Below are 11480 nucleotides of genomic sequence, written 5' to 3' on the forward strand. Positions count from 1 at the left end.
AACATGTCCGCCGCGGATTTTCCTGTGCTGAAAGAGGCTGCCATGACCGCCCAGACAACCGCCCGAACCCATGAATGGACCGTGACCGGCATGGATTGCGGGTCCTGCGCCGGCAAGGTGCGCGGCGCGGTCGAGCGGCTGCCCGGGGTCGATGCCGTCGAGGTGTCGCTGATGCGCGAGACGCTGCGGCTGCGGCTCGAGGCGGGGGCCAGTTCGCCGGCCGAGGTCGAGGCGGCGGTGCGGGCGGTGGGCTTCGGCATCGGCCCGGCGGCACCGCAGGCCGGCAATGCCCCTGAAGCGGAGTGTTCGTGCGGCGGTCCTTGCGAAGCGTCGGCCCCCCACGATCATGGCACGCCGCCCGAAGAGGCCGGTCGGGCCTGGTACCGGACCGCGCGTGGGCGGCTCGTGCTGGCCACGGGCGCGCTTCTGGCGGCGAGCTGGGCGGTGGCGCTGGTGCTGCCCGCCTCGCTCGGGGCCCTTCCCTTCGCATTGGCCTGCCTCGTCGGGCTTGCGCCGGTGGCGCGGCGGGCCTGGGCGCTTCTGCGCGCGGGCATGCCCTTCACCATCGAAATGCTGATGACGCTGGCCGCGACCGGCGCGCTGCTGATCGGCGCGGCACAGGAGGCGGCGATGGTGGTCTTTCTCTTTGCCGTGGGCGAATTGCTGGAGGCGGTCGCGGCGGATCGGGCCCGGGCGGGCATCCGCTCGCTTTCGGACCTGGTCCCGCGCAGTGCCTGGGTCGAGGCCCCGGATGGCAGCCTGCGCGAGGTCGCGGCGGCGCGGCTGGTGCCGGGGCAGCGCATCCTGGTGCGGCCGGGCGACCGGATCCCGGCCGACGGCACGATCCTCGAGGGGATCTCGGGCCTCGACGAAAGCCCGGTCACGGGGGAAAGCCTGCCCGTCACGCGCGGCCCCGGCGACGCGGTGCGCGCGGGAGCGATCGCGACCGAGGCGGCGCTTCGGGTCGAGGTCGCGCGGGCCGGCGAAGACAGCACCATCGCCCGCATCGTGCGGCTGGTCGAAGAGGCCGAGGCGGCGCGCGCCCCGACCGAACGGTTCATCGACCGGTTCAGCCGGTATTACATGCCTGCCATCGTCGGGCTGGCCGTCCTGGTGGCGGTGGTGCCGCCGCTGGCCTTCGGGCAGGACTGGGGGACTTTCGTCTACCGGGCGCTGGCGCTTTTGCTGATCGGTTGTCCCTGCGCGCTGGTGATCTCGGTGCCCGCGACCATTGCTTCGGCGCTGTCTTCGGGGGCGCGGCGCGGGCTTCTGATCAAGGGCGGCGCGGTGATCGAGGCGCTGGCGCGGGTCGACCGGGTCGCCTTCGACAAGACCGGGACGCTGACCGAAGGACGGCCCGAAGTGACCGGCATCGTGCCCCTGGGCGAGGCGTCCGAGGACGAGGTTCTGGCGCTTGCTGCGGCGGTCGAGACCGGGTCGGCGCATCCGCTGGCCCGGGCGATCCTGAGTTCTGCCGAGGCGCGCGGCCTGACCCTGCCCGAGGCGCGCGCCGCGCGGGCCCATCCGGGGCGTGGCGCCGAGGCCGAGGTGGCGGGCACCCGGATCTGGGTCGGTGCGGTCGCCCATGCCCCGGAGGGCGCCGGGCAGGCGGCCGGTGTCGATGCGGCGGCGGCCCTGATCGAGGCGCGGGGCGCTTCGGCGGTTCTGGTCCTGCGCGGGGACCGGGCGATGGGGCTGATCGGGCTGGCCGACACCCCTCGTGCCGATGCCGCCGAAGCGGTGCGCCAGCTCGGGGCGATGGGTCTTGGCGCGGTGATGCTGACGGGCGACAACCCGCGCGCCGCCCGCGCCATCGCCGGACCGCTGGGGATCGAGCCCCGGGCGGGGCTTCTGCCCGAGGACAAGCTGGCGGCGGTCGCCGAGATGGCCGGGCAGGGCGGCGTCGCGATGATCGGCGACGGTATCAACGACGCGCCGGCACTGAAACGCGCGAGCGTCGGCATCGCCATGGGCGCGGGCAGCGATGTCGCGCTGGAAACGGCCGATGCCGCGCTGTTGCAAAACCGCGTGACCGATGCGCCCGCGATGATCCGGCTGTCGCGGGCGGCGATGCGGACGATCCGCCAGAACGTGGCGCTGGCGCTGGGGCTGAAGGCGCTGTTCCTTGCGACCTCGGTCACCGGCGTGACCGGGCTCTGGATGGCGGTGCTGGCCGATACCGGCGCGACCGTGCTGGTCACCGCCAACGCGCTGCGTTTGCTGGCCTTCGATCCGCGCCGCAGCCCCCGGACGTAAGGTCCCGCCCCACGGCGCGCCTGCCCGGGGCGGACTTAACGGTTTCTTCACGGAATGGCGCTCAGGGTCCCGGGACTTCCGTTCCGCGGTCGGGCGGGGCATAGTGCCGGCGCTTTGCGAAAGGACCTGTGAATGACCCTGCCAGACCTGATTTCGGCCCTCGTCGGCGGCAACCTCGTGGTGTTGCTGCTGGCCGGTCTCATCCTTCTCAGCGTGTATCTCGGGGTGCGGATCGTGCCGCAGTCCGAAAAGCACGTCGTCGAACGCTTCGGGCGACTGCGCTCGGTGCTGGGGCCGGGCATCAACTTCATCGTGCCGTTCCTCGACCGGGTGGCCCACAAGATCTCGATCCTCGAACGGCAGCTTCCCAATGCCAGCCAGGATGCGATCACTGCCGACAACGTGCTGGTGCAGGTCGAAACCAGCGTCTTCTACCGCATCCTCGAACCCGAAAAGACCGTCTACCGGATCCGCGATATCGACGCGGCCATCGCCACCACCGTGGCGGGCATCGTGCGGGCCGAGATCGGCAAGATGGAGCTTGATCAGGTCCAGTCGAACCGGTCCGACCTGATCACCACCATCAAGGAAAGCGTCGAGGACGCGGTCGAGAACTGGGGGATCGAGGTGACGCGTGCCGAGATCCTGGATGTGAACCTCGATGCCGCCACGCGCGAGGCGATGCTGCAGCAGCTGAATGCCGAACGTGCCCGCCGGGCCCAGGTCACCGAGGCCGAGGGCAAGAAGCGCGCGGTCGAGCTGCAGGCCGATGCGCAGCTTTACGCGGCGCGTCAGGCCGCCGAGGCGCGGCGCGTCTCTGCCGATGCCGAGGCCTATGCGACCGGGGTGGTGGCCAAGGCCATTGCCGAGAACGGGCTTGAGGCCGCGCAATACCAGGTGGCGCTGAAACAGGTCGAGGCGCTGACCAAGGTCGGCGAGGGCGCGGGCAAGCAGACGATCATCGTGCCGGCCCATGCGCTGGATGCCTTTGCCGATGCGTTCCGGATGTTGAAGGGACGCGGGTGATGCTGGAAACCTGGTGGGTCTGGCTGGCGGGAGCGGCGGCTTTGGGAATACTCGAGCTTGTCGCGCCGGTGCAGGTCTTTCTGGGTTTCGCGGTCGGGGCCGCCGCCGTGGGCGGTGCGCTCTGGCTGGGGCTTTCTGTCGCCTGGCCCTGGCTTTTCCTGATCTGCGCGGTAGTCTCGGGCCTTGCCTGGCTGGTGCTGCGCCAGATGCTGGGCGTGCGGCGCGGACAGGTCAAGGTCTGGCACGACGACATCAATGAAAACTGATCCGTTCGACGGGGCCAAGCTTGCGCTTCTGACCGGGCGCGGGCTTGTGTCGATCCTTCGGGATGACGTGCCGCATATTTCCTGGCCCGGGCATTGGGATTTCCCGGGCGGCGCGCGCGAGGGCCGGGAAAGCCCGGCCGACTGCGCGCTCCGCGAGACCCGCGAAGAACTGGGGCTGGATCTCGATCCGGCGCGGCTGGTGTGGCAGCAGGTCTATCGCAACGGGCGCGGCCGGCCGGTCTGGTTCTTCGTGGCCCGGCTCGAGGCCGTCGAGATCGCCCGCATCCGCTTCGGCGACGAGGGGCAGGGCTGGGCGGTGATGCCGGTCGCCGATTATCTGGCCCACCCCATGGGGATCGGCCAGCTCAAGGACCGTCTGTCGGACTATCTGGCCGCGCGCCCCGGCGGCGCGGACTGACCAGAGCCCGGATTTAAGCGTTCGGATGCCGGGCCTGCGGCGAGGCCAGCTCGGCCTGGATCGCCAGCGCCGCGGCGCGCGGGTCCTCGGCCTGCCAGACCGGGCGCCCGACCACCACGTGATCGGCGCCCGCGGCGATGGCCTGGGCGGGTGTGGCCACCCGTTTCTGATCGCCAAGGGCGGCGCCCGCGGGCCGCACGCCCGGGGTGACGATCAGCCGGTCCGCCGCCTCGGGCAGGGCGCGGATCAGTTCGGCTTCCTGCGGGCTGGCGATCACCCCATCGGCGCCCGCCTCGAAGGCGCGGGCGGCGCGGTCGACGACAAGGTCCGCGACATCGCCCGCGCGGATCAGGCTCGCATCCAGATCGGCGCGGTCGAGCGAGGTCAGGATCGTCACCGCCAGGATCTTGGTCTGCGACCCGGCCGCGCCCTCGCGGGCCGCGCGCACCACATGGGGGTCGCCATGGACGGTCAGGAAATCCAGATCGAAGCGGGCGAGCCCCCGGACCGCGGCCTCGACCGTGGCGCCGATGTCGAAAAGCTTCATGTCGAGGAAGATCCGCTTGCCGTGCTCGTCCTTCAACTCGCGCGCCAGCGCCAGCCCGCCCCCGGTCAGCATCCCCAGCCCGATCTTGTAGAACGCCGCCGCCTCGCCGATCCGTTCAGCAAGCGTCAGCCCGGCATGGGCATCGGGGACGTCGAGGGCGACGATCAGGCGGTCATCGGTCATGGGGGCGCTCCTTGGCGGACGGGGATCGGGTCGCGCCGGGTTCTACGGGGCGGGAGCCGCCCAGTCCAGCGCGACAAAGCGCGGGCGCGGCCTTGCAACCGCAGGGGGCTGCTCCCAAATTGCCAGGCAAGGCCCGCGAAGGAGGATGCGCTGCGGGGCAGGCATCCCGGAGGCGGGCGCTTCTAGCAAAGGAGAACCCGATGAACCTCGAAAAGTTCACGGAACGGTCGCGTGGCTTTCTGCAAGCCGCCCAGACCATCGCGATGCGGGAAAGCCACCAGCGGCTGGCGCCCGAACACCTTCTGAAAGCGCTGATGGACGATGAGGAGGGCATGGCCTCGAACCTCATCCGCCGGGCGGGCGGTGCGCCCGACCGGGTGCTGGAGGCCGTCGAGGCGGCGCTTGGCAAGATGCCCAAGGTGTCCGGCGGCGGCGGACAGACCTACATGGATCAGGCCACCGGCAAGGTGCTGGACGAGGCCGAGACGCTGGCCAAGAAGGCGGGCGACAGCTTCGTGCCGGTCGAACGGATTCTGATGGCGCTGTGCATGGTGCCCTCGAAGGCCAAGGAGGCGCTCGATGCGGGGGCGGTCACGGCGCAGAACCTCAATGCCGCGATCAACGACATCCGGAAGGGCCGCACTGCCGATACGGCCAGTGCCGAGGACGGCTATGAGGCGCTGAAGAAATATGCCCGCGATCTGACCGAGATGGCCGAAGAGGGCAAGATCGACCCGATCATCGGCCGCGACGAGGAAATACGCCGCGCCATGCAGGTGCTGAGCCGCCGGACCAAGAACAACCCGGTCCTGATCGGCGAACCCGGCGTCGGCAAGACCGCCATCGCCGAGGGCCTTGCGCTTCGGATCGTCAATGGCGACGTGCCCGAGAGCCTGAAGAACAAGCGGCTGATGGCGCTCGACATGGGGGCGCTGATCGCGGGCGCAAAATATCGCGGCGAGTTCGAGGAACGGCTGAAGGCCATCCTGAACGAGATTTCTGCTGCGGCGGGCGAGGTGATCCTGTTCATCGACGAGATGCACACGCTGGTCGGCGCGGGCAAATCCGAAGGCGCGATGGATGCGGCGAACCTGATCAAGCCCGCGCTGGCGCGGGGCGAGCTGCACTGCATCGGGGCGACCACGCTCGACGAATACCGCAAGCATGTCGAGAAGGACGCGGCGCTGGCCCGGCGGTTCCAGCCGGTCTTCGTCGACGAGCCCACGGTCGAGGACACGATCTCGATCCTGCGCGGCATCAAGGAGAAATACGAACTGCACCACGGCGTCCGGATTTCGGATGCGGCACTTGTGGCGGCGGCGACGCTCAGCCATCGCTACATCACCGACCGCTTCCTGCCCGACAAGGCCATCGACCTTGTCGACGAGGCCGCCAGCCGTCTGCGGATGGAGGTCGACAGCAAGCCCGAGGAACTGGACGCGCTCGACCGCGACATCCTGCAAAAGCAGATCGAGGCCGAGGCGCTGAGGAAGGAAGACGACGAGGCTTCGAAGGACCGGCTTGAGAAGCTCGAGGCCGAACTGGCCGAGATGCAGCAGCAATCGGCCGAGATGACCGCGAAATGGCAGGCCGAACGCGACAAGCTGGATCGGTCCCGGCAGCTCAAGGAACAGCTTGACCGGGCCCGGGCCGAGCTTGACCAGGCCAAGCGCGAGGGCAATCTGGCCCGCGCAGGCGAGCTGTCCTACGGCATCATCCCGCAGCTCGAAAAGGCATTGTCCGAGGCCGAGAGCCGCGAGGATGACGTGATGGTTGCCGAGGCGGTGCGGCCTGAGCAGATCGCCCAAGTCGTCGAACGCTGGACCGGCATCCCGACCTCGAAGATGCTGGAAGGCGAGCGCGACAAGCTTCTGCGCATGGAAGAAGAGCTTGGCCGCCGCGTGATCGGCCAGAAAGAGGCGGTGAAGGCCGTTGCCAATGCGGTGCGGCGCGCGCGGGCCGGGTTGAACGACGAGAACCGGCCGCTGGGGTCCTTCCTGTTCCTGGGGCCGACCGGCGTCGGCAAGACCGAGCTGACCAAGGCGGTGGCGGAATACCTTTTCGACGACGATCAGGCGATGGTCCGGATCGACATGTCGGAATTCATGGAGAAACACGCCGTCGCCCGGCTGATCGGGGCTCCGCCCGGCTATGTCGGCTATGACGAGGGCGGCGTTCTGACCGAGGCGGTGCGGCGCCGGCCCTATCAGGTGATCCTGTTCGACGAGGTCGAGAAGGCGCATCCGGACGTCTTCAACGTGCTGTTGCAGGTTCTGGACGATGGGGTGCTGACCGACGGGCAGGGCCGCACGGTCGACTTCAAGCAGACGCTGATCGTGCTGACCTCGAACCTCGGGTCCCAGGCGCTGAGCCAGCTGCCCGACGGGGCCGATGCCGAGGCGGCGCGGCGCGAGGTGATGGAGGCGGTGCGCGCCCATTTCCGGCCGGAATTCCTGAACCGGCTGGACGAGACGGTGATCTTCCACCGGCTCACCCGCGAGGACATGGACGGCATCGTGACGATCCAGCTCAAACGGCTGCAGAAACGGCTGGATCAGCGCGGCATCGTGCTCGATCTCGACGACGGCGCGCGGAAATGGCTGGCCGATGCGGGGTATGACCCGGTCTATGGCGCACGGCCGCTGAAACGGGTGATCCAGCGCAGCCTGCAGGACCCTCTGGCCGAGGCGCTGCTGGCAGGCGAGATCCGCGACGGCGGCACCGTGAGGGTGACGGTGGGGACCGAGGGTCTGATCATCGGCGACCGGGTGGTCGGGTCGAACCGGCCGAAGCCGGAAGACGCCGTCCTGCACTGATCCCGCTTGCCGGAACGGAATGCGCCCGGGCCTGACGGTCCGGGCGTTTTCTTGCGGATCAGTCGAGCCCGACCGCCTCGCGCGCGATGGCGTCCAGCAGCGCCTCGACCTCCTTCATCTCGCCTTCGGGGAAAGTGCGGTACCCAATCGTGGTGTGGTCGGGCGTGTCGGGATATTGCAGCACGAAGATCCCGTAGGGGCAAAAGCGGATATTCAGCGGGTCAACCTCCATCACCTTGCGCGACAGGGCGGCCGAACAGAAGCTGTAGACATCGGCCTTCAGAAAGAGCGTCCTGTCCGAGCCGACATCGGCCCGGGTGCGTTCCAGCATCTCGCCGGGATGGCTGACGCTGTCGATCACCAGACCGCGCCCGGTCACCGCGTTTTCCAGCCCGAAGATCACATCGTCGAAGCTTTGGCCGGTGGTGTAGGTGACCGGGTCGGCCGCGGCCGCCGTCGCCCCTGTGGCGGCCAGAATCGCCGCGGTAAGCAATGCCTTCATCTTTTCCTCCCAGGCTTGTCGCGCGCGGGGTTGTGTCCGTTCCGTTGTCCGCGCAGGTTGTCGGGAACCGCGGGTGGCATCGTCCGCCCGCACAGGCACGAACGAGGGCAGAATGGGCTGGGCCTATTACGCATTGCAAGTGCTGGCGGGCGCTTTTGCGCTGGTCATCGGCACGCTTCTGATGGTCAGTCTGGTGCTGTTTGCCATCGACCGCACCCAGACCGGCGACGCGATCCGCCGCAACTATCCTGTGATCGGCCGGTTCCGGAACATCTTCACCAAGCTCGGCGAATTCTTCCGCCAGTATTTCTTCGCGATGGACCGCGAGGAAATGCCCTTCAACCGGGCGCAGCGCGACTGGGTCGCCCGGGCGGGCGAAGGCAAAAGCAACACCGTGGCCTTCGGCTCGACCCGCAATCTCAGCATTCCGGGGACGCCGATCTTCGTGAACGCGGCCTTCCCGCCGCTTGAAGGGCAGTTCGCCAGCACCGCGCCGATGAAGATCGGCCCCTTTGCCCGCATCCCCTATGTCACCTCGTCCTTCTTCCATATCTCGGGGATGAGCTATGGCGCGATTTCGAAACCCGCCGTGCAGGCACTGTCGCGGGGGGCGGCCGAGGCGGGGATCTGGCTCAATACCGGCGAGGGCGGGCTGTCGCCCTATCACCTCGAGGGCGGCTGCGACATCGTCTATCAGATCGGCACGGCCAAATACGGGGTGCGCGACGCCCATGGCCATCTGTCCGACGAAAAGCTGGCCGCGCTGGCGGCGATCCCGCAGGTCAGGATGTTCGAGATCAAGCTCAGCCAGGGCGCCAAGCCCGGCAAGGGCGGCATCCTGCCCGCGGCCAAGATCAACGACGAGATCGCGCATATCCGGGGCATCCCGCTGGGCGAGGACAGCTATTCGCCGAACCGCCATGCCGAGGTCGGCAACTGGGAGGACATGCTGGACATGATCGCCCATGTCCGCAAGGTCACTGGCAAACCCGTGGGCTTCAAGGTGGTGGTCGGCGGCCCCGAACCGTTCGAGCAGCTCTTCAACCTGGTGCGGGATCGCGGCGCGACCTCCGCCCCCGATTTCATCTCGATCGACGGCGGCGAGGGGGGGACCGGCGCCGCGCCGATGCCGCTGATCGACCTGGTCGGCCTGCCGATCCGCGAGGCGCTTTTGATGGTGTCCGACCTGCGCGATGCGGCGGGGCTCCATGACCGGGTGCGGCTCGTGGCCAGCGGCAAGCTGGTGAACCCCGCCGATGTCGCCTGGGCCATCGCGGCAGGCGCCGATTTCGTGGCCTCGGCGCGCGGTTTCATGTTTGCGCTGGGCTGCATCCAGGCGCTGAAATGCAATCGCAACACCTGCCCGACCGGCATCACCACCCACCAGCCGCATCTGCAGAAGGGGCTGGTGGTCGAAGAGAAATACCACCGCGTCGCCCGCTATGCCCAGTCGGTGATTTCCGAGGTCGAGACCATCGCCCATTCGGTCGGCGTGTCCGAACCCCGGCAGATGCGCCGCCGCCATGTCCGGCTGGTGCTGCCCGACGGGACCACGCGCCCGATGAACGAGGTCTATCCCCGCTCGGATCAGGTCAACGCACTCGTGAGGTGACGTGGTTTGGCCGCCGCCCGGCTCCGGACTAGGTTTCCTCCGGGGACCAAGGGAAGGGAACGGTCATGGCAGGGCGTTGGCGCAATCGGTTGAGCTGGTCGGAGGTGACGCCAGAGCGCGTCTGGCTGGACCGCCGCCGGATGATGGCGGGGCTCGGGGCCGCGGGGCTTGGGGCTGTCGCCGGACTTCGGTCCGCCCGGGCCGAGGCGCTGGTTCCCAACAGCTGGGACGAGATCACCAGCTACAACAACTTCTATGAATTCGGCACCGACAAGGGCGACCCCAGCCGCAAGGCGGGCGCGCTGACGACAGATCCCTGGACGGTCGAGATCGGCGGGCTGGTGGACCGGCCCGGCCACTACGATCTGGGCGACATTCTCGCGAAGGTTAGCATCGAGGATCGGCTGTACCGGCTGCGCTGCGTCGAGGCCTGGTCGATGGTCGTGCCCTGGCAGGGGTTCGAACTGGCCGATCTGCTGGACATGGCCGGGGTGCAGGCTTCGGCGAAATACGTCGCCTTCGAGACGCTCTTCCGCCCCGAAGAGATGCCCGGCCAGCGCGGCCGCATTCTTGACTGGCCCTATGTCGAGGGGCTGAGGCTCGACGAGGCGATGCATCCGCTGACGATCATGGCGACGGGCCTTTACGGCAAGCCGCTGCCGAACCAGAACGGTGCGCCGCTGCGGCTGGTGGTGCCGTGGAAATACGGCTTCAAGTCGATCAAGTCGGTGGTCAGGATCACCCTGACAAACACTCAGCCGCCCACCAGCTGGAACCGCTATGCACCGCGCGAATACGGCTTCTATGCCAACGTAAATCCGACGGTCGATCATCCGCGCTGGTCTCAGGCCACCGAACGCCGGATCGGCGGCGGCTTCTTCGCGCCGCGGGTCGCGACGCTGATGTTCAACGGCTATGGCGAGGAGGTGGCAAGCCTCTATGCCGGCATGGACCTCGCGGCCGAGTTCTGATGACCGGGGTTCAGCGGGTCAATATCGCGCTGGCGCGGCTGCCGACCTGGCCGGTCTATGTCGCGGGTATGCTGCCCGCCGCCTGGGCGGTCTGGCTGGGCGCGACCGGGGGGCTCGGGGTCGAGCCGATCAACGCGCTGGAAAACCGGCTGGGGCTTCTGGCGCTCCAATTCCTGATCGCGGGGCTGGCGGTCACCCCGCTGCGGCGTTGGACCGGGCTCAACCTGATCCGGTTCCGCCGGGCGCTGGGTCTCGTCGCGATGGGGCATCTGGTGCTGCATCTGACGGTCTGGCTCGTGCTCGACCTGCGCGACTGGGGCCTGATCTGGGCCGATATCGTCAAGCGGCCCTACATCACCGTCGGCATGCTGGCCTTCGCGCTGCTGCTGCCGCTGGCGGCGACCTCCTCGAACCGGGCGATCCGGTCGCTCGGGCCGCTGCGTTGGCGGAGACTGCATCGGCTGGTCTATCTCGCCGTTCCGCTGGGCGGGCTGCATTTCGTGATGCAGGCGAAGGGCTGGCAGATCGAGCCGCTGGTCTATCTGGCGACGACTCTGGGTCTTCTGGCGCTGCGAGTCGGGGTGACTCGGGCCAGAGTCGCGGCCTGACGCAGGGGCAACCGGAAACTTCTGTGGGCAAGTCTGGGGATAACTCGGCGGTCGAGTCGGGCGAGTCGGCCATGCCCTCTGGTGCCCCCGAACCCGCCCTCATCCATTTGTGTGTTCCTTGGGCGTAAACGCCAGATATTGCGTCAGATTCCGGGGTATCCAAAAAAATGTCATCGAACCTCAAAAAACTGCTTGCGGGTCTCGGCGTGGACCCGTAGATAGCCCCTCACCGGCGGCGCTGAGGCGCTGACGGGGCGGCGGCCGGGCCGGTTGGC

Annotated in this window: 10 protein-coding genes; 8 read left to right on the top strand and 2 right to left on the bottom strand. The window is 68.5% G+C overall.

Going from position 1 to position 11480, the window contains the following annotated elements:
• Positions 1-42 precede the first annotated feature (42 nt).
• From C8N38_RS17385 to C8N38_RS17400, 4 genes are all read left to right on the top strand, one after another.
• Positions 43-2256 (top strand): heavy metal translocating P-type ATPase, encoded by a 2214-nt coding sequence (locus tag C8N38_RS17385; RefSeq protein ID WP_108028405.1) that lies wholly within the window; start codon positions 43-45, stop codon positions 2254-2256.
• A gap of 132 nt (positions 2257-2388) precedes the next feature.
• Entirely contained in the window at positions 2389-3282 is an 894-nt protein-coding gene (locus C8N38_RS17390; protein WP_108028406.1) for an SPFH domain-containing protein, read from the top strand.
• Entirely contained in the window at positions 3282-3548 is a 267-nt protein-coding gene (locus C8N38_RS17395) for an NfeD family protein (RefSeq protein ID WP_108028407.1), read from the top strand. The genes C8N38_RS17390 and C8N38_RS17395 overlap by 1 nt, the downstream gene beginning before the upstream one ends.
• On the top strand, positions 3538-3966 hold the full coding sequence (locus C8N38_RS17400) for an NUDIX hydrolase (RefSeq protein WP_108028408.1): 429 nt from the start codon (positions 3538-3540) through the stop codon (positions 3964-3966). The genes C8N38_RS17395 and C8N38_RS17400 overlap by 11 nt, the downstream gene beginning before the upstream one ends.
• Before the next feature lie 13 nt (positions 3967-3979).
• On the opposite strand, the gene pyrF is transcribed toward C8N38_RS17400, so the two are convergent.
• A complete protein-coding gene (gene pyrF / locus C8N38_RS17405) occupies positions 3980-4696 on the bottom strand; it encodes an orotidine-5'-phosphate decarboxylase (RefSeq protein WP_108028409.1) in 717 nt (238 codons plus the stop codon).
• Positions 4697-4896: 200 nt separating this feature from the next.
• Between pyrF and clpB the strand changes: the two genes are divergently transcribed.
• On the top strand, positions 4897-7512 hold the full coding sequence (gene clpB / locus C8N38_RS17410; protein ID WP_108028410.1) for an ATP-dependent chaperone ClpB: 2616 nt from the start codon (positions 4897-4899) through the stop codon (positions 7510-7512).
• Positions 7513-7570: 58 nt separating this feature from the next.
• On the opposite strand, the gene C8N38_RS17415 is transcribed toward clpB, so the two are convergent.
• Positions 7571-8014 (bottom strand): DUF302 domain-containing protein, encoded by a 444-nt coding sequence (locus C8N38_RS17415; protein ID WP_108028411.1) that lies wholly within the window; start codon positions 8012-8014, stop codon positions 7571-7573.
• A gap of 112 nt (positions 8015-8126) precedes the next feature.
• Between C8N38_RS17415 and C8N38_RS17420 the strand changes: the two genes are divergently transcribed.
• The 3 genes from C8N38_RS17420 (at position 8127) to msrQ (ending at position 11205) form a co-directional block, all read left to right on the top strand.
• Positions 8127-9626, top strand: a complete 1500-nt coding sequence (locus C8N38_RS17420) for an FMN-binding glutamate synthase family protein (protein ID WP_108028412.1) — start codon at positions 8127-8129, stop codon at positions 9624-9626.
• Positions 9627-9691: 65 nt separating this feature from the next.
• The gene (gene msrP / locus C8N38_RS17425; protein ID WP_108028413.1) at positions 9692-10597 is read left to right on the top strand and encodes a protein-methionine-sulfoxide reductase catalytic subunit MsrP; all 906 of its coding nucleotides are present in this window, start codon (positions 9692-9694) and stop codon (positions 10595-10597) included.
• Positions 10597-11205: a protein-methionine-sulfoxide reductase heme-binding subunit MsrQ gene (msrQ, locus tag C8N38_RS17430; RefSeq protein WP_108028414.1), complete on the top strand. Its 609-nt coding sequence runs from the start codon at positions 10597-10599 to the stop codon at positions 11203-11205. Before msrP ends, msrQ begins: the two co-directional genes overlap by 1 nt.
• The last annotated feature ends 275 nt before the right edge of the window (positions 11206-11480 follow it).

This window comes from Rhodovulum kholense, assembly GCF_003053725.1.
Classification (GTDB): Bacteria; Pseudomonadota; Alphaproteobacteria; order Rhodobacterales; family Rhodobacteraceae; genus Rhodovulum; species Rhodovulum kholense.